20 protein-coding genes are annotated in these 26,987 nt (G+C 68.7%); 8 read left to right on the top strand and 12 right to left on the bottom strand.

Features of this window, described 5'->3' with window-relative positions:
* Window positions 1-2: 2 nt before the first annotated feature.
* The 5 genes from AMK58_RS23840 to AMK58_RS23820 all read left to right on the top strand — a co-directional run bounded on the left by AMK58_RS23840 (window position 3) and on the right by AMK58_RS23820 (window position 4,504).
* Window positions 3-908, top strand: a complete 906-nt coding sequence (locus tag AMK58_RS23840) for a DMT family transporter (RefSeq protein ID WP_035680679.1) — start codon at window positions 3-5, stop codon at window positions 906-908.
* Between the two features lie 73 nt (window positions 909-981).
* Window positions 982-1,767, top strand: coding sequence for an SDR family oxidoreductase (locus AMK58_RS23835; protein ID WP_035680587.1), 786 nt, complete (start codon window positions 982-984; stop codon window positions 1,765-1,767).
* A 10-nt stretch (window positions 1,768-1,777) separates the two neighbouring features.
* Entirely contained in the window at window positions 1,778-3,406 is a 1,629-nt protein-coding gene (locus AMK58_RS23830; RefSeq protein WP_059399531.1) for an alpha-amylase family glycosyl hydrolase, read from the top strand.
* Window positions 3,403-3,699, top strand: coding sequence for a GNAT family N-acetyltransferase (locus AMK58_RS23825; protein ID WP_035680590.1), 297 nt, complete (start codon window positions 3,403-3,405; stop codon window positions 3,697-3,699). The genes AMK58_RS23830 and AMK58_RS23825 overlap by 4 nt, the downstream gene beginning before the upstream one ends.
* Window positions 3,700-3,709: 10 nt before the next feature.
* A complete protein-coding gene (locus AMK58_RS23820) occupies window positions 3,710-4,504 on the top strand; it encodes a DUF3108 domain-containing protein (protein ID WP_035680596.1) in 795 nt (264 codons plus the stop codon).
* A 6-nt stretch (window positions 4,505-4,510) separates the two neighbouring features.
* Here the strand turns inward: AMK58_RS23820 and AMK58_RS23815 are convergent, their stop codons facing one another.
* The 4 genes from AMK58_RS23815 to AMK58_RS23800 form a co-directional block, all read right to left on the bottom strand.
* A complete protein-coding gene (locus AMK58_RS23815) occupies window positions 4,511-5,095 on the bottom strand; it encodes an RT0821/Lpp0805 family surface protein (protein WP_035680598.1) in 585 nt (194 codons plus the stop codon).
* Between the two features lie 120 nt (window positions 5,096-5,215).
* Window positions 5,216-7,303, bottom strand: a complete 2,088-nt coding sequence (locus AMK58_RS23810; RefSeq protein ID WP_236778313.1) for a response regulator — start codon at window positions 7,301-7,303, stop codon at window positions 5,216-5,218.
* Window positions 7,304-7,313: 10 nt separating this feature from the next.
* Window positions 7,314-12,245, bottom strand: a complete 4,932-nt coding sequence (locus AMK58_RS23805; protein ID WP_059399579.1) for a HAMP domain-containing protein — start codon at window positions 12,243-12,245, stop codon at window positions 7,314-7,316.
* 147 nt (window positions 12,246-12,392) lie between these two features.
* Window positions 12,393-12,827, bottom strand: coding sequence for a response regulator (locus tag AMK58_RS23800; protein ID WP_051140772.1), 435 nt, complete (start codon window positions 12,825-12,827; stop codon window positions 12,393-12,395).
* 427 nt (window positions 12,828-13,254) lie between these two features.
* Here AMK58_RS23800 and AMK58_RS23795 point away from each other — a divergent pair, with 427 nt between their 5' ends.
* Complete coding sequence (locus AMK58_RS23795; RefSeq protein WP_059399530.1) at window positions 13,255-14,541, top strand: pentapeptide repeat-containing protein; 1,287 nt, start codon at window positions 13,255-13,257, stop codon at window positions 14,539-14,541.
* A gap of 294 nt (window positions 14,542-14,835) precedes the next feature.
* Entirely contained in the window at window positions 14,836-15,207 is a 372-nt protein-coding gene (locus AMK58_RS23790; protein WP_040136324.1) for a c-type cytochrome, read from the top strand.
* A 75-nt stretch (window positions 15,208-15,282) separates the two neighbouring features.
* On the opposite strand, the gene AMK58_RS23785 is transcribed toward AMK58_RS23790, so the two are convergent.
* Window positions 15,283-17,277 carry a methyl-accepting chemotaxis protein gene (locus AMK58_RS23785; RefSeq protein ID WP_051140785.1) on the bottom strand — a complete coding sequence of 665 codons (1,995 nt, stop codon included), beginning with the start codon at window positions 17,275-17,277 and terminating at the stop codon, window positions 15,283-15,285.
* Window positions 17,278-17,626: 349 nt separating this feature from the next.
* Between AMK58_RS23785 and AMK58_RS23780 the strand changes: the two genes are divergently transcribed.
* Window positions 17,627-19,621, top strand: coding sequence for a methyl-accepting chemotaxis protein (locus AMK58_RS23780; protein ID WP_051140786.1), 1,995 nt, complete (start codon window positions 17,627-17,629; stop codon window positions 19,619-19,621).
* A gap of 34 nt (window positions 19,622-19,655) precedes the next feature.
* On the opposite strand, the gene AMK58_RS23775 is transcribed toward AMK58_RS23780, so the two are convergent.
* The 7 genes from AMK58_RS23775 to AMK58_RS23745 form a co-directional block, all read right to left on the bottom strand.
* A complete protein-coding gene (locus AMK58_RS23775; RefSeq protein WP_051140787.1) occupies window positions 19,656-20,771 on the bottom strand; it encodes a prohibitin family protein in 1,116 nt (371 codons plus the stop codon).
* Window positions 20,768-20,965: a hypothetical protein gene (locus AMK58_RS23770; RefSeq protein ID WP_035680721.1), complete on the bottom strand. Its 198-nt coding sequence runs from the start codon at window positions 20,963-20,965 to the stop codon at window positions 20,768-20,770. Before AMK58_RS23770 ends, AMK58_RS23775 begins: the two co-directional genes overlap by 4 nt.
* 119 nt (window positions 20,966-21,084) lie before the next feature.
* The gene (locus tag AMK58_RS23765; RefSeq protein WP_051140788.1) at window positions 21,085-21,735 is read right to left on the bottom strand and encodes a YcjF family protein; all 651 of its coding nucleotides are present in this window, start codon (window positions 21,733-21,735) and stop codon (window positions 21,085-21,087) included.
* A gap of 214 nt (window positions 21,736-21,949) precedes the next feature.
* A complete protein-coding gene (locus tag AMK58_RS23760) occupies window positions 21,950-22,690 on the bottom strand; it encodes a thioesterase II family protein (protein ID WP_059399529.1) in 741 nt (246 codons plus the stop codon).
* A complete protein-coding gene (locus AMK58_RS23755; protein WP_035680736.1) occupies window positions 22,690-24,342 on the bottom strand; it encodes a cyclic peptide export ABC transporter in 1,653 nt (550 codons plus the stop codon). The genes AMK58_RS23760 and AMK58_RS23755 overlap by 1 nt, the downstream gene beginning before the upstream one ends.
* Window positions 24,339-25,988 carry an ATP-binding cassette domain-containing protein gene (locus AMK58_RS23750; RefSeq protein WP_035680739.1) on the bottom strand — a complete coding sequence of 550 codons (1,650 nt, stop codon included), beginning with the start codon at window positions 25,986-25,988 and terminating at the stop codon, window positions 24,339-24,341. Before AMK58_RS23750 ends, AMK58_RS23755 begins: the two co-directional genes overlap by 4 nt.
* Entirely contained in the window at window positions 25,985-26,980 is a 996-nt protein-coding gene (locus AMK58_RS23745; protein ID WP_236778312.1) for a TauD/TfdA family dioxygenase, read from the bottom strand. The genes AMK58_RS23750 and AMK58_RS23745 overlap by 4 nt, the downstream gene beginning before the upstream one ends.
* Between the last annotated feature and the right edge of the window lie 7 nt (window positions 26,981-26,987).

Raw genomic sequence — 26,987 nt, 5'->3', positions numbered from 1 at the left:
CCATGACCGAACGCCGCGCGGAGCTGGACGGCGCCGCCTCCGCCACGCTGGTCCTGCTCTGCCTGCTCTGGGGCCTGCAGCAGGTCGCCATCAAGGTTGCCATGACCGGATTCTCGCCGGTGCTTCAGGGCGGGCTGCGCTCGCTGGGCGCGCTGGCGCTGCTGTGGGCCTGGGCGGCGCTGCGCGGCATGCGCCTGTTCGAGCGGGACGGCACGCTGGGGCTGGGTTTGCTGGCCGGTACGCTGTTCGCCGGGGAGTTCCTGCTGATCTACACGGGGCTGTCCTACACCACGGTGTCGCGCAGCATTCTGTTCCTCTACACGGCGCCCTTCCTGGTGTCGGTCGGGGCGCATCTGCTGCTGCCGGGGGAGCGGATGCGGGGCGTCCAGGCGGCCGGGCTGGCCTGCGCCTTCGTCGGTGTGGCCGTCGCTTTCGCCGATGGGCTGCGCCTGCCAACGAACCGCGAGATGGTCGGCGACCTGATGGTGCTGGCGGCGGCGGTGCTGTGGGCGGCCACCACGCTCGTCATCAAAGGCAGCAAGCTGGTCCGCGCCAGCTCGACCAAGGTGCTGTTCTACCAGCTCGCCGTGTCGGGGGCGGTGATGCCGGTGGCCTCGCTTCTGATGGGCGAGGCGGGGGTGACCGCGCCCGGCCCGCTGGCGCTCGCCTGCCTCGCCTTCCAGATCGTGGTGGTGGCCTTCGCCTCCTACCTCGCCTGGTTCTGGCTGGTCGCCCGCTACCCGGCGGCCCGCCTGTCGGCCTTCACCTTCCTGACGCCGCTGTTCGGCGTGCTGTCCGGCGCCCTGCTGCTGGGCGAGCGGGTCAGCGCGAGCCTCGCCGCGGCGATGCTGCTGGTCTGCGCCGGCATTTGGCTGGTGAACCGCCGCGCGCGCGCCGCGGGGGCGTAGAAAGACGGGAACCGGCCCGGCCTCCATCGGTTGGCTCTGCTGTCCCAGCACAAGCAGCGGAGCCGGTTTCATCATGGATCTGAACGGAAAAGTCGCCCTCGTCACCGGGGCCGGGTCGGGCATCGGCAAGGCGTCCGCCACCCTGTTCGCCAGCGCCGGGGCGAGCGTCGGCGTGCTCAGCCGCACCGAGGACGAAATCCGCAAGACGGCGGAGGAGATCACCGCGGCGGGCGGCAAAGCGATTCCCCTGGTCGCCGACGTCGCCGACAGCGAGGCGGTGAAGCGGGCGGTGGACCGGCTGGTCCAGGAGTACGGGCGGCTGGACATCGTCTTCGCCAACGCCGGAATCAACGGCGTCTGGGCGCCGATCGACGAGCTGACGCCGGAGGAATGGGACCGCACCATCAACATCAACCTGCGCGGCACCTACCTGACGCTGCACCACGCGGTGCCGCATCTGAAGACGGCGGGCGGCGGGTCGGTGCTGGTGACCGCCTCGATCAACGGCACGCGGGTGTTCAGCAACGCCGGGGCCACCGCCTATTCCTGCACCAAGGCGGCGCAGGTCGCCATGGTCCAGATGCTGGCGCTGGAACTGGCCAAGCACCGCATCCGCGTCAACGCCATCTGTCCGGGAATGATCGACACCGCGATCCAGGACAACACCCAGTCGCGCAACACCGAGAAGGCCGAGGAGGCCGCCGAGTATCCCGACGGCGAAATCCCGCTGACCCGCGGCAAGCCGGGCAGCAGCGCCGACGTGGCGGAACTGGCCCTGTTTCTGGCGTCGGACCGGTCGAAGCACATCACCGGCACCCCCGTCTGGATCGACGGCGCCGAATCCCTGCTGATCGGTTGAGGGCCCGCTCATGGCGGACGGCTTCGCGGCGGACGGCTTCGCGTGGTGGCAGAGCGGCGTGATCTATCAGGTCTACCCGCGCTCCTTCCAGGATTCGAACGGCGACGGGGTGGGGGACCTGCCGGGCATCCTGGCCCGGCTCGACCATCTCCAGGCGCTCGGGGTGGACGCGCTGTGGGTGTCCCCGATCTACCCGTCGCCGATGGCCGATTTCGGCTACGACGTGTCGGACTACACGGGCATCCACCCGCTGTTCGGGACGATGGCGGATTTCGACCGGCTGCTGGCGGAGCTGCACCGCCGGGGGATGAAGCTGATCCTGGATTTCGTGCCCAACCACAGCTCCGACCGGCACCCGTGGTTCCAGGCCAGCCGCTCGTCCCGCACCGACCCGAAGCGCGATTGGTACATCTGGCGCGACCCGGCTCCCGATGGCGGGCCTCCGAACAACTGGCTGTCGGAGTTCGGCGGTGGCGCCTGGGAATGGGATGAGGCGACCGGCCAATACTATTACCACGCCTATCTGAAGGAGCAGCCGGACCTCAACTGGCGGAATCCGGAGCTGCGCGAGGCCATGCTCGACGCGCTGCGCGTATGGCTGGACCGCGGGGTGGACGGCTTCCGGGTGGACGCCATCCACCACCTGATCAAGGACGCGCGGTTCCGCGACAACCCGCCGAACCCCGGCTGGCGGGAGGGCATGTCGCCGGTCCGCCGCCTGATCCGCCTCCACACCGTGGACCAGCCGGAGGTGCACGACGCCATCGCCGCCATGCGCCGCGTGGCGGATGAGTGCGGCCCCGACCGGCTGCTGATCGGGGAGGCCTATCTGCCCATCGACCAGCTCATGGCCTATTACGGCGCCGACCTGACGGGCTTCCAGCTTCCCTTCAACTTCCATCTGCTGTCCACCCCGTGGGAGGCCAAGGCGCTGGCCGCCCTGATCCGCACCTACGAGGCCGCCCTGCCGCCGGGCGGCTGGCCGAACTGGGTGCTGGGCAACCACGACCGCTCCCGCGTGGCGAGCCGGCTGGGACAGGGCCAGGCGCGGGTGGCGGCCATGCTGCTGCTGACTCTGCGGGGCACGCCGACGCTCTACCAGGGCGACGAGATCGGGATGACCGACGTGGACATTCCCCCCGACCGCGTGCAGGACCCGTGGGAGAAGAACATCCCCGGCCTGGGGCTGGGCCGCGACCCGGTGCGCACGCCGATTCCCTGGGACGACGGCCCGCAAGGCGGTTTCACGACGGGCCAGCCCTGGCTGCCGCTCGGACCCGACCATGACCGGGTGAACGTGGCGGCGCAGGCGGCCGACCCGTCCTCCATGCTGGCGCTCCATCGCGCCCTGCTGGCCCTGCGGCGGAGGGAACCGGCCCTGTCGGTCGGGCGCTACGAGCCGGTGTCGGCGGAAAACGACGTCCTGGTCTATGAGCGCCGTCATGAAACCGGCCGCTTCCGCATCCTGCTGAACCTGTCGGCGGTGGAGCGGATGGTGGACGCGATGCCCGACGCTGCCCATATCCGGCTGTCCACCCATCTCGACCGCGGTGGGGAGCCGGTGTCCGGCATCCTCCGCCTGCGGCCCGACGAGGGGGTGGTGATCGGTTTCGACGACAAGGGAAAGGGTGGGGCATGAGCGGGGATGTGAAGAACAACGCGGCCAGGAACCGGTACGAGCTGACCGTGGGCGACGCCACCGCGGTGGTGGAGTACGAAAAGCGCGACGGGGCCATCGTCTTCACCCACACGGAGGTTCCGGAAAGCATGGCCGGGCAGGGCGTCGGCTCCGCGCTGGCGCGCGGCGCGCTGGAGGATGCGCGCTCCAGCGGGCAGAAGGTTGTGCCGGTCTGCCCCTTCGTGGCCAAATACATCCAGCGCCACCCGGAGTACCAGGATCTGGTCGTCGCGGAGGGCGGACCATCGACGTAAGGCGATCGCCGTGAAGCGGATTCTCCTGGCCGCCGGCCTGCTGATTCTATCGCCGGCGGCGGGCCGGGCCGCCACGCTGGAGCTGGACTTCGCCGCCTATGGCGGCGGCGTCTCACTGGCGCGCGGCAGCGTCGTGCTGACCGAGGCGGCGGAGGGCGGCGCCAGCCGCTACCGGGCGGCCTTGGAGGCGGAGGCGGTGCCCTGGCTCGGCCTCTTCACCAATTTCCGCTACCGGGCCGAGTCCGCCGGACGGCTGGAGGCCGGCACCGCCGAACCGGACCGCTTCCGCGGCGAGCGCCGGCTGCGCCGCAAGCAGGACATCATGACGCTGAGCTTCGGCCCCGACGGGGTGGACGTGACAGCCGACCCGCCGCTCAGCCCCGACAAGGCGGCGCGGGTGCCGCCGGACAGCCGCCGGGGCAGCATCGATCCGTTGAGCGCCGGGGCGGCGGTGATCCTGACCGCCAGTCGGGCGGGCGGCTGCGGCGGACGCTATCCCGTCTATGACGGGCGCCGCCGCTACGACATCATCATGACGCCGCAGGGCAAGGGGGATTTGCCGTCGTCGCGCTACCGCATCGCCACGGGAACGGCGGAGGTCTGCGCGGTCACGGTCCGTCCGGTGGCCGGCTTCGAGGGCGACCGCGACCGGGACCGCTTCTTCGCCGAAGGGGTGGAGCGCAAGGCGACCGTGTGGTTCGCCCGCGCGCCGGAGAGCGGGCGCGTCGTTCCCGTGACGGTGGAGGTGCCGACCGACACGATGACGGTGCTCGTCCACACCGTCGGCGTGAAGGCCGGCTCGTAATCCGGGTTACGGATTGGCGGCGAGGCGCCACTGGCCGTCGTCGCCGCGGCAGGCCGTGCCGGTGGCGGATTCCTGGCGGCCGTCGATGGTCACCTTGTGCTGGAACTCCTTGCACTCCCGCCCGGCGGAATCGCGCCCGGCGCGGATCGGGGTGATGGTGCCGCTGGTGTTCGTGCTGTCCGGGCTGTTCCAGCGGATGGTCTGCCCGACCGGCGCGTCGAGCGCGCGGGTCTCCGCGCTCTGCGCCGCGTTGCGGCTGCCCGGGCTCAACTGCTCCATCAGATAGCCGCCGGCGAAGTAGCCGAGCAGGCCGCCGGCGCCGATGGCCAGCAGGTTGCCGCTGCCCTTGCCGATCTGCGACCCGGCGAGCGCCCCGACCGCGGCCCCGCCCAGCTTGCCCAGCAGGTCGTTGTCGATGCCGAAGGTCGTGTTGCCGCCGCTGCTCTGCGGGTTGGTCTGGGTCGGCGCGCCGTATCCGCCCTGGGTGAACACCTGCGCCGCGGCCGGCGCGGAGGTCAGGGGCAGGGCGACGGACAGGCCGAGGCAAAGGACCGAGGCGAAGCGAATCCCGGACAGGCGGACAACGGACACGTCGGCTACTCCTTTATTGCAACGCGACCGTCATCTGAACACCACGGCCCCGCTTGCGGTTGGGGCAAAAGGGCGACAACGGCCTTTGACGAGGATGGTTTTTGACGAGGATGGCAATCGTCAGGCGCGCTTCAACTCCGGGAAGGCATCCGCCACGCCACCGCCCAGCGCCTTGCGAACGGCGCGGGCGAGGTCTCGGTCGCGGTAGGGCTTGATCAGGAATTCCGCACCCGGTCCCTCGCCGTTCAGCCCTCCGGCCACGCCATGGGCGTAGCCGGAGGCGTAGAGCGCCTTCAGGGCGGGATGGCGGCGCTGCGCTTCCAGGGCCAGTTCCAGCCCGTTCATGCCGCCGGGCATCACCACGTCGGTGAAGAGCAGGTCCACCCGCGGTTCCCCGGCGAGCACGGCCAGGGCTTCCGGCCCGTTCTCCGCCTCGACCACGGTGTAGCCGAGATCCTGGAGGGTCAGGACGGCGACCTGCCGCACGTCGCGGTCGTCGTCCACGACCAGGACCACCTCGCCCTTGCCGGGCAGCGGACCGGCTTCCACGCCGTCCTCCGGCTCCTTCGCCTTGCGGGCGGCCGCCGGCGCGCAAGGCAGATGGAGGTGGAAGGAGGTGCCGCGGCCCGGCTCGCTCTCCACCCGGATCTGCCCGCCCGATTGCTTCACGAAGCCGTGGATCATGCTGAGCCCCAGCCCGGTGCCCTTGCCGATCTCCTTGGTGGTGAAGAAGGGTTCGAAGGCGCGGGCCAGGACCTCCGACGGCATGCCGCAGCCGGTGTCGCTCACCGTCATCCGCACATAGCGTCCGGGGCTCAGCTCGGCGTCCCCCTCCTCGGCCTCCACCATGGTCGTGGCGATGGTCAGTGTCCCGCCCGACGGCATGGCGTCGCGCGCGTTGATGACGAGGTTCAGCAGGGCCGACTCCGCCTGCGTGCGGTCAACCAACGCCGGGCAGAGGGACGGCGCGCTGTCGATCTCGACAGTGATCGCCGGGCCCAGCGTGCGCTCCATCAGCTCGCCCATGTTGCGGACCAGCGCCTCGATGTCCACGCTTTCCGGGTGGAGCTGCTGGCGCCGCGCGAAGGCGAGCAGCCGCCGCGTCAGGTCGGAGCAGCGCAGGGACGCCTGAAGGGCCATCTCCACCCGACGCGCCGCCTTGGGATCGTCGAAGGCCATGCGGCCCAGCCGCTCCAGGCTGCCGATGACCACGGTCAGCATGTTGTTGAAGTCGTGGGCGATGCCCCCGGTCAACTGGCCGATGGTTTCCATCTTCTGGACATGGGCGAGCTGGAGCTGAAGCTCCCGCGTGTCGGTGACGTCGAGCACCGTGCCGCAGAGTTCCGGCGGCCGTCCGTCCTCGCCCGGCAACAGCATGGCCTTTTCCAGAAGCGTGCGGTACTGCCCGTCGGCGGCGCGCCAGCGGTATTCCACCGTCGATACGCCGCCTTGCCGCATCGCCTCGAACTGGATGGCGGCGCGCGCGCGGTCGTCCGGATGAAGGCGCGATTCCCAGAAACCGCCGTCCGTCAGGAAGCGCTCTGCGGGGAAGCCGAACAGCGCCTCGACATTCTCGGTGACGTAGCGGAAGGGCATGCCGCGCTCCGGCCCGGCGGTGTAGAGCAGGATCGGCAGGGAGCGGGCGATCATCGCCTGCCGCTCCTCCGACCGGCGCAGCGCCTGCTCGGTCTCCAGCTTCTCGGCCCGCACGCGGTAGTTCTCGGCCATCAGCCGCTCGCGCAGGGCGGCCTGGCGCTTGACCTCCTCGGTCTTGCGGTACAGCTCGACGAAGACGGTGACCTTGCTGCGCAGGATCACCGGGTCCACCGGCTTGAACATGTAGTCGACCGCCCCCGCGGAATAGCCGCGGAAGATGTGCATCTCATCCTTGTTGATGGCGGTCAGGAAGAGGATGGGGATGTGCCGCGACTTGCGGCGGTTGCGGATCAGCTCCGCCGTCTCGTAGCCGTCCATGCCCGGCATGTGGACGTCCATCAGGATCGCCGCGAAATCCTGGTCGAGCACGCGCTTCAGCGCCTCCTCGCCGGAGCGGGCGAGGACCACCGTGGCGTCCAGGTCGGCCAGCGTCTCCCGCATCGCCAGCAGGTTTCGCGCATCGTCGTCGACGACGAGCACCCGGACCTCCGGCGGCGGCAGGGCGGCGTCCTCGATCTCGGGGGAGCCGGCGGGCATCGGGGTGTGGGGCATCGGCATCTCCTCACTCCCGTCCGGGGTTGCGGCCGTCGTCCTGCCGGCGTCCGGCCCAGACCCGCAGCAGCGACAGCAGGTGATCGATGTCCACCGGCTTGGCGAGATAGTCGGTCGCCCCCGCCTCGATGCACTTCTCGCGGTCGCCCTTCATCGCCTTGGCGGTGACGGCGATCACCGGCAGGCCGCGCCCGGACGCGGTCGCGCGGATTTCCCGGATGGTCTGGTAGCCGTCCATCAGCGGCATCATGATGTCGACCAGCGCCACGTCGAGGTCGGGGTGCGCCTTCAGCAGCTCCAGCCCCTCCGGCCCGCTCTCGGCGTGCAGCACGGTCATGTCGTGGGCCTCCAGGACGCTGGCGAGCGAGAAGATGTTGCGGAAATCGTCGTCCACGATCAGCGCCTTGCGCCCCGCCAGCACCGGGTCGCGCTGGCGGATCTGGTCGAGCGCGTTGCGCTTGTCGTCGGGCAGCCGGTCCACCGCCCGGTGCAGGAACAGCGCCGTCTCGTCGAGCAGCGAGTCCGCGGAATGGACGCTGCGCAGCACCACCGTCTCGGCCAGCCGGCGCAGCCGCGCCTCGTCCTCCGGCGCGATGGCGTCGCTGACATAGGCGACGACCGGCATCCAGGCGGTGGAATCGCGCGTGCGCAGGCTGTCGATCAGCTCGAAGTCGCTGGGCTGGGGGATCGTCAGGTCGAGCACCATGCAGTCGAACCGCTCCTTCGCCAGCAGCGCGCGGGCGGCCTCGGCGGAGGTCACGGTGCTGATGTCGATGTCGTCACCGCCCCCGCCCCCGACGCCCTTGTCGTGGTCGATCAGGCCGGCGATGCCGCCGGTCTCCGGATTGGGCACCTTCTCGACGATCAGCAGCCGGCGCTGGTGGCGCTCCACGAAGCCCTTGACCTTGGCGAGCGCCGCGAAGATCGCCTCGCGGTCGGCCGGCTTCTCGGTGTAGTCGAAGGCGCCCATGGCGAGGCCGCGGCGCCGCTCCTCCTTGGCGGAGATGACGTGCACCGGGATGTGGCGGGTGTGCGGATCGCGCTTCAGCAGGTCGAGCAGCGCCCAGCCGTCGATGTCCGGCAGGCCGATGTCCAGCATCACCGCGTCCGGACGGTATTTGCGGGCCATCGGCATGGCCGGGCTTCCGGCGTGGGAGAGGATCGCCTTGAAGCCCTTCTCCCGCGCCAGGTCGACCAGGATCGAGGCGAACTTCACGTCGTCCTCGACGATCAGAACCACCGGGTCGCCGGGGCGGATGCGCTCGCGGTCGTCGGCGACGGGGGGGTGCTGCGGCAGCGCCAGCCGCTCCTCCGGCCCCGGCACCACGATGGGCCGCGTCGGCGTCGGGAAGGGGGCCAGCTTCGGCGCCGGGTCGCCGTAGCGGGCGATGTCGAACTCCATCGGCACGTAGAGCGTGAAGGCGCTGCCCGCCCCGGATTCGCTCTGCACGCGGATCTCGCCGCCGAGCAGGCGGGCGATCTCGCGGCTGATCGACAGGCCGAGGCCGGTGCCGCCGTACTTGCGGCTGGTCGTGCCGTCGGCCTGCTGGAACGCCTCGAAGATGATGCGCTGCTTGTTCTCGGGGATGCCGATGCCGGTGTCGATGACGGTGAAGGCCAGCACCCCCTCCGCCGCGTTCAACACGGGGTGGGCGGCACTCCAGCCCTCGCCGGCCAGCCCGACGCGGAAGGTGACGCCGCCGGTCTCGGTGAATTTGAAGGCGTTGGACAGCAGGTTGTTCAGCACCTGCTCCAGCCGCTTCTGGTCGGTCTGGATGGCCGCGGGCAGCGGCTGGGTCATGTCGATGTCGAAGCGCAGCCCCTTCTCCTCGGCGAGCTGGGCGAAGGTGCGCTCGACATGGCCGCGCAGGTCGTCCAGCACCACCGCGCCGATCTCCAGCGTGACCGTGCCGGATTCGATCTTCGACAGGTCGAGGATGTCGTTGATGAGGTTCAGCAGGTCGGAGCCGGCGGCGTGAATGGTGCGGGCGAATTCCACCTGACGGGGGGTCAGGTTGTGGTCGCCGTTGTCGGACAGCAGCTTGGACAGGATCAGCAGGCTGTTCAGCGGGGTGCGCAGCTCATGGCTCATGTTCGCCAGAAACTGCGACTTGTATTTGGAGGTGAGGGAGAGCTGTTCCGCCTTCTCCTCCAGCGCCTCGTTGGTCTGGCGCAGCTTCTCCTGCTGGGCCATCAGCAGCTCCTCCGACTGGCGGAGCGAGGCGGCCTGATGCTCCAGCCGCTCGTTGGTGGTCTTCAGCTCCTCCTGCTGGCTCTGCAACTCGGCGGTCAGGCGCTGCGACTGCTTCAGCAGCCCCTCGGTCCGCATGTTGGTGGCGATGGTGTTGAGAACGATCCCGATGCTTTCCGTCAGCTGCTCCAGGAAGGAGCGGTGCGTCTCGCTGAAATGGCCGAAAGAGGCCAGCTCCAGCACGGCGTTCACCTCGTTCTCGAACAGCACGGGCAGGACGATGATGTTCAGCGGCGCCGCCTCGCCGAGGCCGGAGCTGATGCGCACATAGTCCTTCGGCACGTTGGTCAGCAGGATCGGCTTCTTCTCGTGGGCGCACTGGCCGACCAGACCCTGCTTCAGCGTGAAGCGGGTGCCCAGCCCGTCGCGTTCCTTCAGGGCGTAGCTGGCCACCAGATCGAGGACAGGCTCGTCGCCGTCGCGGCTGGTGACGTAGAGGACGCCGTGCTGGGCGTTCACCAGCGGCGCGATCTCCGACAGGATCATGTTGGTGACGGTGACCAGATCGCGTTCGCCCTGGAGCATGCGGGTGAATTTGGCGATGTTGGTCTTCAGCCAGTCCTGTTCCGCGTTCTTCTGCGTCGTGTCGCGCAGGTTGCGGATCATCTCGTTGATGTTGTCCTTCAGCGACGCCACCTCGCCCGACGCCTCGACGGCGATGGAGCGGGTGAGGTCGCCCTTGGTCACCGCGGTCGCCACCTCGGCGATGGCGCGGACCTGGGTGGTCAGGTTGGCGGCGAGCTGGTTCACGTTGTCGGTCAGGTCGCCCCACACGCCGGTGGCGCCGGGCACCTTGGCCTGTCCGCCCAGCTTGCCCTCGATGCCGACCTCGCGCGCCACGTTGGTGACCTGATCGGCGAAGATGGCCAGCGTTTCGATCACGCCGTTGATGGTATCGGCCAGCGCCGCGATCTCGCCGCGCGCCGCCACGGTCAGCTTGCGCTTCAGGTTGCCCTCGGCAACCGCCGTCACGACCTCGGCGATGCCGCGCACCTGACCGGTCAGATTGGCGGCCATCATGTTGACGTTGTCGGTGAGGTCCTTCCAGGTGCCGGCCACGCCCTTCACCTGAGCCTGACCGCCCAGCTTGCCTTCGGTGCCGACCTCGCGGGCGACGCGCGTGACCTCGCTGGCGAAGCTGTTGAGCTGGTCGACCATCGTGTTGATGGTGTCCTTCAACTCCAGGATTTCGCCCTTCACGTCGACGGTGATCTTGCGCGACAGGTCGCCGTTGGCCACCGCCGTGGTCACGTCGGCGATGTTGCGGACCTGATTGGTCAGGTTGCCGGTCAACAGGTTGACGTTGTCGGTGAGGTCCTTCCAGGTGCCGGCCACGCCCTTCACCTGGGCCTGCCCGCCGAGCTTGCCCTCGCTGCCGACCTCGCGGGCGACACGGGTGACTTCCGAGGCGAAGCTGTTGAGCTGGTCGACCATCGTGTTGATGGTGTCCTTCAGCTCGCGGATTTCGCCCTTCACGTCCACAGTGATCTTGCGCGACAGGTCGCCCTTCGCCACCGCCGTGGTGACCTCCGCGATGTTGCGGACCTGACTGGTCAGGTTGGTCGCCATCGCGTTGACGTTGTCGGTGAGGTCCTTCCAGGTGCCGGCCACACCCTTCACCTGGGCCTGCCCGCCCAGCTTGCCCTCGGTGCCGACCTCGCGCGCCACGCGGGTGACTTCCGAGGCGAAGCTGTTGAGCTGGTCGACCATCGTGTTGATGGTGTCCTTCAGCTCGCGGATTTCGCCCTTCACGTCGACGGTGATCTTGCGCGACAGGTCGCCGTTGGCCACCGCCGTGGTGACGTCGGCGATGTTGCGGACCTGATTGGTCAGGTTGCCGGTCAGCAGGTTGACGTTGTCGGTGAGGTCCTTCCAGGTGCCGGCGACGCCCTTCACCTGGGCCTGCCCGCCGAGCTTGCCCTCGCTGCCGACCTCTCGGGCCACACGGGTGACTTCCGAGGCGAAGCTGTTGAGCTGGTCGACCATCGTGTTGATGGTGTCCTTCAGCTCGCGGATTTCGCCCTTCACGTCGACGGTGATCTTGCGCGACAGGTCGCCCTTCGCCACCGCCGTGGTGACGTCGGCGATGTTGCGGACCTGGGCCGTCAGGTTGGCGGCCATCAGGTTGACGTTGTCGGTGAGGTCCTTCCAAGTGCCGGCGACGTCCTTCACCTGGGCCTGCTCGCCGAGCTTGCCCTCGATGCCGACCTCGCGCGCCACCCGCGTCAGCTCCGCCGTCACGGTGACGAGCTGCTCGACCATCCGGTTGACCGTGCGGGCGGTGTGCAGGAACTCGCCCTGCAGCGGGCGTCCGTCGACCTCCAGCGGCATGGACTGCGACAGGTCGCCCTTGGCGACCGCGCCGATGACGCGGGCCATCTCCTGGGTCGGCTGGGTCAGGTCGGCGACCATGGCGTTGACGCTGTCCACGCAGGCGCCCCAGCCGCCCGAGGCGGTGGGCAGGCGGACGCGCTGGCCGATCCGGCCCTCCTTCCCGATGGCGACGCTGACCCGGCCGACGTCCTCCACCAGGGCTTCGTTCATCTCCACCACGTCGTTGAAGGCGGCGGCGATCTCGCCGTCCAGCCCGTCCAGGTCCAGGGGCAGGCGCACGGAGAAGTCGCCCTTGCGGAACTGGCGCAACGCGCGCAGGAGAAGCTGGGGGGAAAGCCGGTCGTGAGCGTCGGTCATCGTCATGAGGCGATGGTCCCTAAGAAGTCCAGTCCTGTGTCTCGGGTGTCCCCTTGCGCACGGTGGACGGCGCATCCGGCGGAACGCCGGAATGGCCGCGCGCCGGAGCGGCGCAGCCATGGGACGGCAAGCGGAAGGCGACGGGGGCTAATGCTGGGGGGCAGCGTTGTTCAGCAGGGTCTTCAGCTGGCGCTCGTCGTAAGGCTTCTGGATGAAGCCGTGCGGGCCGGCGGCGCGGGCGCGCTCCAGCAGGACGGGGTCGCTGGCCCCGGACATGAAAATGCTGCCCACGGCGAAGCGCTCGCGCAGAGCCTGCGCGGTTTCAATACCGTCCTGCGGACCGGCGAGACCGATGTCCACCAGGGCCAGGGCGGGGCGCTCCCGCTCGGCGATCTTCAGCGCGTCGGCGGCGTTGGCGGCGACGCCGCACACCTCGTAGGACAACTCCTCCAACATATCGGTCAGATACATGGCGACGATCGTCTCATCCTCGACGACCAGGACCCGGACGGGGGTTGTGGTTGCGGCGGGCGCGGTCCCGTCCGCCCCGGCCCGTGGTGACCTGTTGATCGGGTTGGTCATCCCTTATCCCTCTTGTCGTTCTGCCGGCTGCGGTGCCGGAACGGCGTCGATGAGGCGCCTATCCCGCCCGCCGCCGGAACCCGAGCGGAGACGTCGGATGCCGGCGAAGCTGACCGGGACGAGTAGCACGGAGGGGTGAGGCAATTAAGGGAGAAAAGGTCAAATACCCCCAACAGGTTATACCCGACAGGGTGAGTGCACTCCAAAAGAGAGCAAGCATATTCCTTAAATTCAATATGGAATAGTTCAAATCCGGCGCGTTTGGGCCGTCTTTGCTTGGGCTCGATTGAAATGTGCGGTGCAAACGCGCGGCAGCCATGTAGAGATGTGCGGCCTTTTTAACAATTTTGCAAGTAATTTTGCGCGTAAACTTGCTGCTGTCCACGGAGCGTGCGTGGAGTCGATTGCAGGGGTTCTGAGAAGCGGGATGAGTGGTACCCCGACAAGCGGGCCGGGTGATGGGACGGACCTGAGCCTGGAGGATCTCGCGCAGGCCATCAGAGCCCACCGGCTCTATCTGGCGGCGCGCCCGAACGGACTGCGCCTTCAATTGAAGGCGGCGGACCTGACCGGTTTCGACCTGTCGGGGCTGCTCCTGACGGACGCGATTCTGACCGGAGCGAATTTCCGGCGCAGCGTCCTCCAGCGCTGCAACTTCGACGGAGCGGATCTGTTCGGCGCCAGTTTCGTCTCCGCCGATCTGCGGGAGGCCTCGCTGGTCGGGGCGGACATGCGCGGGGCGAACTTCACCAAGGCCTGCCTGCGCAACACCCTGTTCGAGCGGGCGGACCTCCGCCCCGGCCAGCTCGTGCTGTGGAAGGACCGGCGCAAGGCCCGGCAGGAGGCGGCGCTGCGGGAAGCCGTGCTGGTCAACGCGAACTTCACCGACTCTGATCTGACCGGCGCCAACCTGACCCGCGCCAGCTTGGAAGGGGCGGATTTCAGCAACGCCGCCCTGTTCGGTGCCAATCTCAGCGGCGCCGACCTGCGCGGCGCCGATTTCAGCATGGCGAAGCTGAAGGGCGCGATCCTGAACAATGCCTCGGTCGCCGGGGCCACCTTCCAGGGCGCCGACCTGCGCGACGCCGAGTTGCGCAACGTCGCCATGGCCACCGCCGACTGGGCGGAGGCGCGGATGATGGGCGCCATCTACCACCGCAACCAGTCCGACTTCCCGCCGGAGATCCGGGAGGGGCTGGAGGGCCATGTCCGCTGGATCAACAGCAACGGCAAGCAGGGCAAGCGGTTCGACGTGTCGGACGGGGCCTTCGTCGGGACCGATTTCGACGGCTGCGATCTGAGTGGGGCGATCTTCCGCAATTGCGACTTCACGCGGGCGAGCTTCCGCGACTGCAAGCTGCAGATCGCCCAGTTTCCCGGCTGCCGCATGCGGGAGGCTTGTTTCGAAAATTCGGAACTGTCCGGGGCCAGCTTCGAGGGTTGCGACCTGACCCGCGCCATGATGCGCAACGCGGTGATGCGGGCCATCGAGCTTCTGGCGGCGGGCGGCCAGCCCACCGGGCGCCTGTGGCCGACCAATCTGCGCAACGCCCAACTGGCCGACAGCGACATCCGCGGCGCCGACCTGAGGGGTGCGCGGCTGGCCGGGGCGGACCTGACCAACTGCAACCTGTCGGGAGCCGACCTGCGCGACACCGACATCGAGAAGGCCAACACCACCGGAACGACGCTGGTCCATTGCCGGTTGAAGTGACCGAAAATTTTAATCCCGAAAAATTTTCGAAAAGAGTCGGGCATTTTGTCGCAGGGGATGCCTTCCATCCATGCCCGGCATTGTGCATACCAGCATGCGGGGATTACAACGCCGGCCGAGGTGGCGGCTGGTTTCCCAAGCCGCTTGTCATGATCGAGGCCAAGTAACGGAGCGGCGGACGCCGCGCGCCGATGCGACGAATATTGATCGTGGCGAAGCGAAGAACGCAGGATGCCCTGCGGGCCTTGGGTGGCCGTGCCTGTCTTTTGGGCATTGGAAATCGAGGATAGTGCAATGAAGCGTAGTGTTGCCGTTCTGGCCTTCGGCCTGTTCGCCGCCCTTCCCGGCATCGCCTCGGCGCAGGACGCCGATGCGGGTGAGAAGGTGTTCAACCAGTGCAAGGCCTGCCACACCATCGAGGCCGGCGGCCCCAACCGCGTCGGCCCGAACCTGCACGGCGTCGTCGGCCGCCCGTCGGGCTCCATCGAGAGCTTCAAGTATTCCGACGCCATGAAGGGCGCCGGTCTGACCTGGGACGAGGCCAATCTCGACAAGTATCTGACCGATCCGAAGGGCACCGTCCCCGGCAACAAGATGGCCTTCGCCGGCGTGAAGAACGAGCAGGCCCGCAAGGACCTGATCGCTTTCCTGAAGAAGAACAGCTGACCCGTCCGAAGGATCGCGCATGGCGTGGCCGGAAGGGGCAGGGTTGCCCCTCCGGTCACGCCGGCCCCGCGGGCTTCAGGCGACCGCCGGAAGCGGGTGCAGGCCCGCGGTGAGTCGTTGGACGTCCGTGGCGAAGCGGTCGGCGACGTCCGGCGTCAGCTCAAACCGGACATGCAGATCCTGCTCCTTGCCCCCCAGCACCGCGAAGGGGATGGAGACGGTGCAGCCGGGAATGGTCAGCACGCCACGATTGCCGACCTGCGACCGGTCCAGGCCGCTGATCGTGGCGCCGCCTTCCGACAGGTTGGTGAGGTGCCCCGACAGCGACCCCACCGCCCCGGATATGGTGCAGGGCAGGTTGACCTCGAACCGCGGGGCGCGGCGGCGATCCACCTCCGGCGTGGCGGTGCGCACGGCGCGGACCAGCATCTCGCGGAGATGGTCGATGCTTCCCGCCACGTCGGACGCCACCCGGCGCACCTCGTCGGCGCGGTTGCCGGTTACCGCCGCTTCCTCCGACACATGGGCGATGCGGGACGACACCTCCTGCGCGGCGGCGGCGGTCTGGCCGACGTTGCGGGAAATCTCACTGGTCGCGGCACCCTGCTCGTCCATGGCGCTGGCGATGCTGCTGGCGACCCCGTCGATCTCGGTGATGGTCCGCCCGATGTCCTGCACCGCGTCGACGGCCCCGGCGGTCATGCTCTGCAGGTCGGTGATCTGGCGGGAAATCTCCTCCGCCGACTTGGAGGTCTGGGTGGCGAGGTTCTTCACCTCCTGGGCCACCACGGCGAAGCCCTTGCCGGCCTCGCCGGCGCGGGCCGCCTCGATGGTCGCGTTCAGCGCCAGCAGGTTGGTCTGGCTGGCGATATCCTGGATGAAGGTGGCGACCTCTCCGATGTGGCCGATGGCCTCGGACAGGGAGAGCACCACGTTTTCGGTCCTGCGGCCGCTTTCCACCGCGCGGCGGGAAATCTGGCTGGCGAAGGTGACCTGGCCGGTGATCTCGGCGATGGAGGCGGTGAGCTGGTCGGTGGCCGCCGCCACGGCCTGGGCGTTGCCCAGAGCCTGTTCCGCCGCGGCCGCCACGCTCTGCGAGTTGGCGGAGACGGTTTCGGCCGAGCTGGCCATCGCCTGGGCGTTGCTGTCCATCGAGACCGACCGTTCGGCGACGCGGTCCACGGCGGTGCGGGTTTCCTGCTCCACCGTGCGGGCCATGGATTCCAGGGCGGCGATCTTGGCGGCCTCGGCCTCGCGGCGCTCGCGCTCCTGCGCCTCGCGCAGGCGCTGGTTGTCGATCCCCTTCAAGCGGAAGACCTCGACGGTCTTGGCCATGGCGCCGATCTCATCCTGGCGGTCCAGGCCGGGCACCGTGACCTCGTAGCGTTCGTCGGCCAGCTGGAACATGGTGCCGCGGATCTGGTCCAGCGTGCGGAACTGGCGCCGGACCACCAGCAGCATCACCAGGGCCATGCCGACGGTGATGACCGCCGCCACCTGGATGATGTTGGGGACCACCTCGTCGAGCACCCGCAGCGCGACGCTCTTCTTGAGGCCGACGAACAGGACGCCGATGACCTCGCCGTTCCGGTCGATGATCGGGTCGTAGGCGGTGAAATAGGCCTCGCCCAGGATGTCGGCCTCGCCGCGGAAGGGCTCCTTGCCGTCGATGACGGCGCTGTAGACCGGCCCGCGGGCCAGCTTCGTCCCGACGGCCCGGCTGCCGTCCGGGTTGTGGATGTTGGTCGCCACGCGGGTGTCGCCGCGGAAGATGGTGGCCACGCCGCCGGTCACGCTGCGGACGGTGTCAACGATGTCATTGGCAGCATCCAGCTTGAAATCGTCGATGTACAGCGCGCCGTCCTTGAGCCGATACTCGGACCCTTTCTGGTCGAGCAGCATCCGGAAGTTGGTGATGGCCTGCTCCCTCCGCTCCGCCGCGTCCTTGCTGATGCTGGCGGTGACCTTGACGATCGTCGCGTAGGTCAGGGCGCCCGACAGGGCAATCAGGCCGAGCGTGCACAGAATGGTCAGCTTTGTCGCAAGGCTGAACGTGCGGAGGGGATTCATCGGCCGAAAACTCCTTGAAAAATCGTCGGGTCGCCCCGGAAGCACCGGGAAGGCAGTGCATTGGTAGCCTTTGCTGTGCATTTGTAACAAATAATTTTATCAACCTTGGGACGCACCGGATTCATGCAATGTGAAGGTGCCGTTTCGACTTTCGCCAGCCAATCTGAGGAAAGTGTTTGTATTTCAAGGCTTATTCATTGCGCCCATGTTGCTCATTGAACAAATTAAACCATCTGTTAATCATGAAGTGGGACAGCATGTCGCATGCGAATTCCTTTTAGGGATACCTTTGGTGTAGGGGAAATGTTATCGGTTGGCGTTCGTTCATTACAGAATACAAACATTCGCCATGCCGGACTCCCTGCGCGCCCTTGACGTCACCAAGACCGCCTATTTCGATTTAGGACCGGAATCGGTCGGCAGCCTGCGGCAGGCGTTACCGATCATCTCCAGGGCCCTGCCAGGGATTCTGGACCGCTTCTACGCCCGCACGATGGCCCAACCCGAACTGGCCGCTCTGTTCGCCAATCCGGCGCAGGTCGAGGGTGCCAAGCGCGCCCAGATCGCGCACTGGACCCGGCTGTTCGAAGGCCGCTTCGACGATGGCTACAAGGAGTCGGTGCGCGCGGTCGGCATCGCCCATCACCGCATCGGGCTGAGCCCGAGCTGGTACGTTGGCGGCTACGCCTTCATCCTGGGCGAGATCATGGCCGCCCTGGCGCAGAGCATGGGCGGCACGCTGCTGACCGGCAGCCGGCTCGGTTCCATCGTGACCATGCAGCGCGCCGTGGTCTCGGCGGTGCTGATGGACCTGGACGCCGCCCTGTCCGTCTATTGGGACCGCCTGATCGACGAGCGGCTCCAGGCGGTGGACGCGATGGTCGATTCCATCGACCACGAGGCCAACGACGTGGTGGACAGCGTCGCCAGCTACACCGCCGACCTGCGCCGCACGGTCGGCGACCTGGACAGCGTCTGCGCGTCCGTGAAGGACAGCATCACCGGCACGTCGGCCGACACGGCGGAGGCGCTGGACGCCGCTCAGACCGTCGCCGCCGGGGCGGAGCAGCTTCAGGCCGCGGTCGGCGAGATCTCGGTGCAGGTCAGCGGCGCGTCCCGGATCGCCGGTGAAGCGGTGGAGAAGAGCGGCGAAGCCCGCCAGATCATGGCGCAGCTCAGCACCGCGGCGCAGGAGATCGGCGGCATCCTGAATCTCATCCGCGCCATCGCCGGGCAGACCAACCTGCTGGCGCTGAACGCCACCATTGAGGCGGCAAGGGCCGGGGAGGCCGGCAAGGGCTTCGCCGTGGTCGCGACGGAGGTGAAGAACCTCGCCGGGCAGTCGGCCAAGGCGGCGGATGAGATCGCCGCCAAGGTCGGCGCCATCCAGGCGGTGGCGGAGCAGGCCATCACCGGCATGGACGGGGTGGCCACCACCATCACCACCATGCAGGAGATCAATTCCTCGATCGCCGCGGCGGTGGAGGAGCAGTCTTCGGCTTCGCGCGAGATCGCCCGCAACATCGGCGAGGTCGCCGGCATTTTCCGCGGCATCGCCAGCCGGATGACCGAGGTCGGCGGCGAGACCGAGCGCGCCACCACCGTGGCCTACACCGTCGGCGAGAGCGCCAACCGCATGCAGGAGGCGCTGGATACCCTGCCGTCCCTGCTGGCGCGGGCCATCCGCACCTCCTCCGATCTGGCGAACCGGCGGCACACGCGCCGCCGTCCGGTCCTGCTCGACGGCAGCGTGGATCAGACGCCGGCACTGGTCCGCGACATCTCCGAATGCGGCTGCTACGCCGAGACGAAGGGGGCGGCGCCCACCGGCGGGCAGGTGACCGTGTCGCTTCCCGGTTACAAATTGTCCCTGCGCGGGTCGGTGGTGGCGCGGCACGACAACCGGCTGCACATCCGCTTCGACGAGCGGAAGATCGGCCGCGAGGAGGTTGACCGCATGAGCCGTGACGGGGTGGGGGAACTGGTCCGTCTCGCCAAGCAGGACCATCTCGCCTTCGTGGACAAGATCATGGAGGCGGTGGGCGGCCAGCGCACGCTTCTGCCGGCCGACCTGTCCACCCATCACTCCTGCCGTCTCGGCCGCTGGTACGACAGCGTGAACGATCCCCGGACGATGCGCCTGCCCACCTACAAGGGCATGGCCACGCCGCACCGGACCGTCCATGAATCGGGCCGCGAGACGCTGCTCGCCCTCCAGGCCGGCAACCGCATGGAGGCCGAACGCCACGCCGCCGAGATGAAGCGGGCGTCGGCGGAGGTGGTCCGCCTGCTCGACGAGATGGAGCGCGATTTCGCCCGGACGCTCGCCGAGGCCACCGAGTAGCCGCTTCCTTGGGACGGGGCGGTCCCGCCGGGACTCAGCGCCCGGCGGTGTCCGGCGGTGCTTCCGGCGCGCTGTTCTCCGGCGGCGGCTCGTCGAGGGTGGACAGGCGGCCGGCGAGCCCGTCCGGCTCCTTGGCGGCGGTTTCGTGAGCGGCTGCGGTCCCGGCCGCCGTTCCCAACGCTCCCGTTCCCGATTTGGCGTCGTCGCTGGTGTTCAGGATGACCGGCAGGCCGTCGCGTCCGCCGATGATGATGGTCTTGGCGTTGGAGGAGGTGGCGAAGGCCCGCGTCGCCTCGATGCCGCGCAGGCGCAGATACTCCGGCGTGATGTTGCGGGCGACGATGTCCTGGAAGTCGCGCACGCCCTCCGCCTCGATCCGCTTGCGGTCGCGCTCCTTGATCTCGCGGGCGATGCGGAAATCGTATTCCTCCATGATCTGCTGCTGCTCGATCTTGCGGTCGATGGCCTGACGAACCAGCGGCGGGAAGCTGACGCCGGCTACCAGCACGTCCTCGATCCGGATCATCACGGAGTTATAATCGTCCGCCGCCGTACCGGGGGGTAGTCTCAGCGCCTGCAGATCGGTCGGTGGGGTGGGGAACTGCTGGCGGGCTTCCCGCAGCAGGAAGCCTTGAATGTCCGCGCGGTTGATCGAGTAGAAATTCTCCGGGTTGTGCTTCGACACGAATTCGTAGACGAGGCTGGCGATCTCAGGGTGCACCAGCTTTTCCGCGTAATCGTCACCGGCCAGCTTGTGGACCAGACCGGCGGCGGGCGGGTTGATGCGGTAGCGCAGCGCCACGTTTACCGTCATCGACATGCCGTTGGCCGCCACCGCCTCGTAGGTGCGGGTGTCGGTGCGCAGGCGCACGTCGTACATCGTCACCCGGTCCCACGGGAAGATCAGGTGGGTGCCCTCGCTGTAGACCCGGTCGGTGACCGTGCCGCCGAAGAAGCGCAGCCACAGCACGCCGACATGGCCGGACGGCACCTCGACGAAGACGGCGGGGGCGATGGCGAGGAAACCGAGGATGAGGGTGAGCGTCAGGGCGTAGATCGACACGCTGCGCCGTTTCAGCCAGAGGCCGGCGCGCTGCCCCAGGGGGGCGCGGGCGAGGCCGTCCCCGGTGGACTGGTCCAGCGTGGTCATCGCGGTCTCGTCGTCAGCATCTTCTCACGTGTCTGCGTGCTGGGGCGGCCCACCGCTTGGATCACGAAGTTCACCGGCGGGGTCAGGAAGAAGGCCAGCAGGAAATGGCCGATGAAGCCGATCGTGGTGTTGCGGCCCATGACGGCGCACACCAGACAGGCGAGGAGATAGAGCATGACGAGAACGAGGGGCATGCGCGTCCGGCCTTGAAATGGGAGCAGGGCGGAGGGGTGACGGCGGCCGGAGGGGGCGGGGATGCGCGGAGGCGTCCCCGCCCGTCCTCCCGGTCCGTGGCGGCGTCCGGGTGCTGCGGTCAGGCCGCGGCCGGGGCCGCCTCCGGCGTCGCGCCCTTGCGGCGGCGGGCCTCCTCGAACTTCTCGCGGAAATAGGTCTTCACCTTTTCCGGCTGGAAGGTCAGGAAGGTGCCGCCCGAGGCGAAGTGCTGCTGGAAGACCTTGCCCAGCGCGTAGGTGAAGGCGCTGTTGAAGGCCGGCTGGGTGGCCAGCCGTGTCACCGTGCCGATCACCGGCACCGAGCGCAGGGCCATGTTGAACGCCATGGAGCCGAGCAGGCTGCCGCCCAGGGCGGTTGGGGCGACCGTCGCGAACAGCGTGCCGACCGCGGACCGGCCGATGTCGCCGCGGAAGTCGACGCCGTGCAGTTCCGACAGCTCCTTGAGCAGGCGAAGCTGGACGACGGCGAGCGCCGCGGTGTCCACGAAGTTCAGCGGGATGACGCCCGCGGCGGCGGACAGCAGCACATGCTTGCGGATGATCTCCGCCGCCTGCGCCTCGGTGGACACCAGAGCGGCCGGAGTGGTTTCCGGAGCGGCTTCGGACGTGTCGGCGCTGTGGGGGGCGGTTTCGGGGGCGGCCGTCACGGCCTCCGGAGCCGGGGTGGAGACCGGGGCGGCCGCCGTTTCCGGCTTCGCCTTGCCGCCCGGTGTATCCTTCTCACTGACCATGCTGTGGTGCTCCAAAAAGGGACGTTGTCGAGAGAAAATCAGCAATGAACGCCGCGCACCGGATGGCTCGCGGCGACTGTCGGCCCCGAAGGGACGGCCCGCTCCGAAAACGCCGCCGGTGGTGGCCGGCGGCACCGTCATATGGGCTAACGAATGCGGTTGTTTTCGTCAAAGGATTTGCCATCAGAAAGAATGTCGACGTTCAATAGGGGTTTCAGAAATTTTCCTTCTTCAGATATCGGACAATCGCCGCGCGCTGCCCGTGCAGGAAGAAATGGCCGCCGGGAAGCGTGCGCAGCGTGAAGCCTGCCCCGGCCAGCCGTTCCCACCCGGCGACCTCTTCCACCGTGGCCTCGGTGTCCTCCGCCCCGGCGAAGGCCAGGATCGGCACCGGAAGCGATGGTGGATCAGGTTCGAGGAAGGCGTCGGACATAGCGAAGTCGGCGCGCAGCATGGGCAGCATCAGTTCCATCAGGTCGTCGCAGGCCAGCACCTCGGGCGGGGTGCCGCCCAGCGCGGCAAGCCGGCTGCGGAAGGCCGCGTCGTCCAGGCCATGGATGGGGGGCCGCCGCGACGCGAGGTGCGGCGCCCGGCGCCCCGACACGGCCAGCAGGGCGGGTGGATGGCCCCGCGCCACCAGAGCGCGGGCCGTGGCGTAGGCCAGCGCGGCGCCCAGCGAGTGGCCGAACAGGATCAGCGGCCGGTCGCCCAGCGGTTCCAGCGCGGCCAGCAGGGCAGGCACGGCGTCCTCGACCCGATGCAGCGGCGGCTCGCCGATGCGGCTCTCCCGCCCCGGCAGGCGCACGGCCAGAAGCTCGGTGTCCGAACCGACGGCCGAGGCCCAGTCGCGGAAGACGGCGGCGCCGGCCCCGGCGTAGGGGAAGCAGACCAGGGAGCGGAGCGGCGCCGAAACCGCTCGGAAACCTTGAAGCCAGGAGGACAGGGGCGGGGCCATCACGCCGGCTCCAGCGCGAACAGGTGATGGTGGCCGTGGCCTTCCTCGATGCGGCCCTCGTTCATGTGATGGACGCGGTCGGCGAGGCCGAACCAGCGCTCGTCGTGGGTCACGCAGATGACGATCTTGCCCAACGCCTTCAGTTCGGGCAGCAGCTCCTCGTAAAAGACGCGGCGGAAATGCGGGTCCTGGTCGGCGGCCCATTCGTCCAGCACGATGACCGGCTTGTCCTCCAACTGCGCGACCACCAGGGCGAGGCGCTTGCGCTGGCCGGTGGACAGGGAAACTGTGCTGAAGCCGCCATCCGCGACCGCCACCTTGTCCTGCATCTCCAGCCGTTCCAGCAGGGCGCGGACGCGCGCCGGGTCGGGCTCGGCGACGCCGTAGAGGCGGCGCGACAGGTGATAGTCGGAGAAAATGGCCGAGATCATGTCGCGGTAGCTCTGCATCCGCTCCGCCGGCACCGGCTCCCCATCGGCGAGGAGTTGGCCGCCGCTCAACGGCATCAACCCGGTCAGCAGGCGCAGCATGGTCGATTTGCCGGAGCCGTTGCCGCCGGTGATAAAGGTGATCTCCCCCGCCTGGAACTCCGCCGACAGCGGCCCGACCGCGAAGACCGACGCTCCCTCACTGTCGTGATAGGCGAAGGTGGCGTCCTTGAGCGCAATGCTGGTCGGCGGGCCGGGCAGGCGCTCGGCACCCTCGTCCGGGGCGCGGCCGGCGGCGGCGCGCAGCCGCTCCTCCATCGCTTCGATGTTGGACAGGGCCATCTCGGTCTGGGCGACCAGCGGGGTGACGAAGGAGACGGTGCTGACCGGCCCGACGATGAACAGCGCCGCCGTGGTCGCCGCCACCACCACCGCGTGATAGCCGGTGGTGAACAGCGGAACGACGAAGACCATCATGCCGATCAGCGTGTAGAACATCGCCTCGACCAGAGCGAAGTTGCGGCCCCACTGCTCCTTCATCTCGACGTTCACCGCCCGCGCCCGGGCGGAGGCGTCGGCGAGGTCGCGGATCAGCCCATCGCCGCGGCGGCGGTTCATCCGCACCTCCTTGAAGCCGCGCAGCAGGTCGGTCAGCCCGTCGAAGACGCGCGTCTCGGCTGCCGCCGCCTCCACCATGCTGCGGCGCAGGCGCTGCACCCGCGCGACCTTCACCGCCACGGCGATCCCCGCGAAGGCGAAGGCCATCACGCAGGCCAGCGGCGACAGCCAGGCCAGATAGACCGCCAGGAAGACCAGCATCACCGCCTGTTGCCCGCCGATCGCCAGAAGCGGCAGGGTCTGGGCCAGCGTCTGAGTGTCCTGGGTCAGCACGCCGTGCAGCGACGCCCGCCCGATGCGGTCCACGGTGACGAGGTCGGCGCGGCGCACCAGATCGAACAGGCGCAGGCGGATCTTGTGGATCAGCCGCTCGGCGTCCTGGGACGCGGTGACCAGCGCGTAGTTGTGGGTCACCCCGAACAGCGTCACGGTGACCGCGTACATCACCAGAAGCCGCGGGCTGACGATGCCCTTGGCGGCGTCCTTGGCGGCGGCGTCGACCAGCCACAGCAGAGCCGCGGTGGCGATCGCCGACAGGACGTTCATCAGGGCGAGCGTGCGCAGATTCTCCGGAAGCTCGCGCAGGACGATGGCGGCCAGCCTCATGCCACGCCCTCCGTCAGGTGGGAGAGTTCGGTCAGGCGGCCCTCCTCCATGTGCAGGCGGCGGTCGGCGACGTCGAAGTAATGGTCGTCGTGGGTCACCGCCACGATGGTCAGTCCGCGCTGCTTCAGCTCCGGCACGACCTCCCGATAGAATTTGAAGCGGAAATGCGGGTCCTGGTCGGCGGCCCATTCGTCGAGGATCAGGATCGGCGCCTTCTCCAGGATGGCGGCGACGAGGCCCAGCCGCTTGCGCTGCCCGGCGGACAGGTCGCGCCGCCCGAAACGGTCGCCCTCCAGGGTGGTGACACGCTCCATCTCCATCCAGCGCATCAGTTCGGCGGCCTCCACAGGGTTGAGGGCATCCTGGCCGTAGAGGCGGGCGAACAGGTGGAAGTCGGCGAAGACGGTCGCCATCAGTTCGCGGTAGGCGGCGATGCGCTGCGGCCCGACCGGCACCCCGTCCACCGTGATCCGTCCCCGCAGCGGGTGGTAGAGGCCGGTCAGCAGCTTGATGAAGGTCGATTTGCCCGACCCGTTGCCGCCGGTGATGAAGATCACCTCGCCGCGCCGGATGGTCAGGTCGAAGGGGCCGACCGCGAAGGGTGGCTCGCCCGGCGGGGCGGGGAAGGCGAACTCCACCCCCTCCATCCGCAATTCCGCGAAGTTGACCGGCACCGGCAGGGCGGGGCCGTCGCTCCCGGCCTCCGCCAGTTCCGAAAGCTGGCCCTCCAGAGCCATCATGCGCCCGGCGGCGGCCTCCGCGGCGCTCATCACCGCCAGCGACTGCATCAGCCCGAAGACCGGAGCCGACATGAAGAAGATGGCGGCGGTGATCTTCACCAGCTCCGCCGAGATGGCGCTGGAGTAGGACGGCACCACGAAGACGACCACGCCCAGCATCAGGTTGAAGGCGCATTCGCCGAACACGAACTGCTGCCAGGTGTGCAGATGCACCTCGCCGCGGGCCGTGGTGGTGCGGCCGGACACGGTGGCGAAGGCGGCGTTGAGGTCGCGGCTGCGGGCGCTGTTCAGCCGCTGTTCCTTGAAGCCGTCGAACAGGTCCGACACGCCCTCGAACAGGGCGGCCTCCTCGGCCATCATGGTGCGCTGCCGCTCCTCCAGCGCGCGGCCCAGCCGGATGTAGAACCACGTCCCGGCGCCGAGCAGCCCGCCGATCAGCAGGAAGGCGACCGGCGAGATGGTGGCGATGTAGAGCAGGATCGTCCCGGTCAGCAGGACCGAACGCACCGTCAGCGCCAGGAACTGCGAGTTCTGCGAGATGAGCTGGCTGCTCTGCGTCACGCTTTCGAACAGCGGGGTCTGGCCGAAGCGCTCCAGCTTCCACAGGTCGGCGCGACGGATCTGGTCCAGCAGCCGCATGCGCAGGCTGTCCACCACCTCCTCGGCGTCCGCCGACAAATGGGCGACCATGCGGCCTTCCAGGAGCATGTAGAGAAGGACGCTGACGACGAAGGCGGCGGCCAGCGGTATGTTGACGAAGTCGGCCTTCTCCGCGGCGATCTCTTCCGCCGCGCGGTTGACCAAGGCCAGCACCAGCGTGGAGAAGAGAGCCGACCCCAGCGCGTAGAGAACCAGCCGGCGCAGCGGCGCCGGTCCCAGCCGTCCCAGCAGGCGGAGGAGGTTCATCGCGCCTGATCCTTCGGCGCACCATCCTGCGGCGCGCCATCATCGATGCGGATGCGCAGCGCGTGGCGGTCCGGGTCGGCGAAGGCGCCGCGCCCGTGGAGCGCCTCGTGGTTGTTCATCGCCAGCAGGCTGTCGGACTCCATGAAGGTCTCCAGCCGCCGCGCCGGGTTGTCCAATTCCGCCCGGAGGATGGCGAGGGCGCGGCGGACGTCCGGCGTGTTATGCTCCGGTCGGGCGGCCAGCCCGCGGCGCAGCGTGTCGGTGCGGAAGCGGATGAGCGGGCGGTCGCCGAAGACGGTGGCGAAGGTCACCTCGACCGCGTCGTGCGATCCGGTGCGGGTGAAGGTGGCGGGGATGCGGAAGGGCAGCGCCGTTCGCGACAGCAGGTCCAGCGCCCAGCGCCCCTCGTCGCTGCCGCTCAGGGCCTCGCGGACGCAGCGGGCGTCGCGCAGGCTGGACCGCCCGCCGCCGCAGGCCGCCGCCTGGGCGAAATAGAGCAGCATGTAGCGTTCGGGGTTCGGGAAATACTGGGTGTCGGTGTGGAAGTCGGCCTCGTCGGCGTGCTCGGAGAAGGTGGAGGCGCCACCGCTGCGCACCAGTTCGGGGCGGAGCTTGATGTCCCACACCACCTTGCGGTCGATCCGGTCGGTCGCGGTCGGTGCGCCGATGCCGACGGCCAGCGCGTAGAGCAGGCGGCGCCGGGTGTCGAGGTCGTGGCGGCCGAGATGGGCGCGGCGGATCAGCACGCCGCTGTGGCTGGTCTCCAGCCGGTCGCGGATCGCCGTGGCCAGGGCGGACAGGCCGGGCGCTGCCTCCGCCAGTTCACCGCGCAACTCAGCCTCCCGCCCGTCCGGGACGAGGGCGGCGCCGTCGCTTTCCGCCCCGTGGCGGGCGGTCAGGACGGCCAGCACGCGCGCCGTCTCGGCGTCGGGCAGCGGCTCCACGCTGAACTCCCCGGTGCGGAAGCCGAGGTCCTGGACATGGGTGAGCATGAGGGCT

The organism is Azospirillum brasilense, assembly GCF_001315015.1.
In the GTDB taxonomy this organism is placed as follows: domain Bacteria; phylum Pseudomonadota; class Alphaproteobacteria; order Azospirillales; family Azospirillaceae; genus Azospirillum; species Azospirillum brasilense.
Note: the sequence above shows the minus strand (reverse complement) of the source record. Positions and strands in the feature narration are given on the sequence as shown.

Excerpts from the sequence above, each read along its gene's own strand:
- AMK58_RS23760 (WP_059399529.1), bottom strand. The coding sequence starts at position 22,690 with ATGGCCCCGCCCCTGTCCTCCTGGCTTCAAGGTTTCCGAGCGGTTTCG.
- AMK58_RS23800 (WP_051140772.1), bottom strand. The coding sequence starts at position 12,827 with ATGACCAACCCGATCAACAGGTCACCACGGGCCGGGGCGGACGGGACC.
- AMK58_RS23835 (WP_035680587.1), top strand. The coding sequence starts at position 982 with ATGGATCTGAACGGAAAAGTCGCCCTCGTCACCGGGGCCGGGTCGGGC.
- AMK58_RS23775 (WP_051140787.1), bottom strand. The coding sequence starts at position 20,771 with ATGACCACGCTGGACCAGTCCACCGGGGACGGCCTCGCCCGCGCCCCC.
- AMK58_RS23830 (WP_059399531.1), top strand. The coding sequence starts at position 1,778 with ATGGCGGACGGCTTCGCGGCGGACGGCTTCGCGTGGTGGCAGAGCGGC.
- AMK58_RS23805 (WP_059399579.1), bottom strand. The coding sequence starts at position 12,245 with ATGACCGACGCTCACGACCGGCTTTCCCCCCAGCTTCTCCTGCGCGCG.
- AMK58_RS23825 (WP_035680590.1), top strand. The coding sequence starts at position 3,403 with ATGAGCGGGGATGTGAAGAACAACGCGGCCAGGAACCGGTACGAGCTG.
- AMK58_RS23810 (WP_236778313.1), bottom strand. The coding sequence starts at position 7,303 with ATGCCCCACACCCCGATGCCCGCCGGCTCCCCCGAGATCGAGGACGCC.
- AMK58_RS23840 (WP_035680679.1), top strand. The coding sequence starts at position 3 with ATGACCGAACGCCGCGCGGAGCTGGACGGCGCCGCCTCCGCCACGCTG.
- AMK58_RS23750 (WP_035680739.1), bottom strand. The coding sequence starts at position 25,988 with ATGAACCTCCTCCGCCTGCTGGGACGGCTGGGACCGGCGCCGCTGCGC.
- AMK58_RS23790 (WP_040136324.1), top strand. The coding sequence starts at position 14,836 with ATGAAGCGTAGTGTTGCCGTTCTGGCCTTCGGCCTGTTCGCCGCCCTT.
- AMK58_RS23765 (WP_051140788.1), bottom strand. The coding sequence starts at position 21,735 with ATGGTCAGTGAGAAGGATACACCGGGCGGCAAGGCGAAGCCGGAAACG.
- AMK58_RS23770 (WP_035680721.1), bottom strand. The coding sequence starts at position 20,965 with ATGCCCCTCGTTCTCGTCATGCTCTATCTCCTCGCCTGTCTGGTGTGC.
- AMK58_RS23780 (WP_051140786.1), top strand. The coding sequence starts at position 17,627 with ATGCCGGACTCCCTGCGCGCCCTTGACGTCACCAAGACCGCCTATTTC.
- AMK58_RS23745 (WP_236778312.1), bottom strand. The coding sequence starts at position 26,980 with ATGCTCACCCATGTCCAGGACCTCGGCTTCCGCACCGGGGAGTTCAGC.
- AMK58_RS23755 (WP_035680736.1), bottom strand. The coding sequence starts at position 24,342 with ATGAGGCTGGCCGCCATCGTCCTGCGCGAGCTTCCGGAGAATCTGCGC.
- AMK58_RS23795 (WP_059399530.1), top strand. The coding sequence starts at position 13,255 with ATGAGTGGTACCCCGACAAGCGGGCCGGGTGATGGGACGGACCTGAGC.
- AMK58_RS23785 (WP_051140785.1), bottom strand. The coding sequence starts at position 17,277 with ATGAATCCCCTCCGCACGTTCAGCCTTGCGACAAAGCTGACCATTCTG.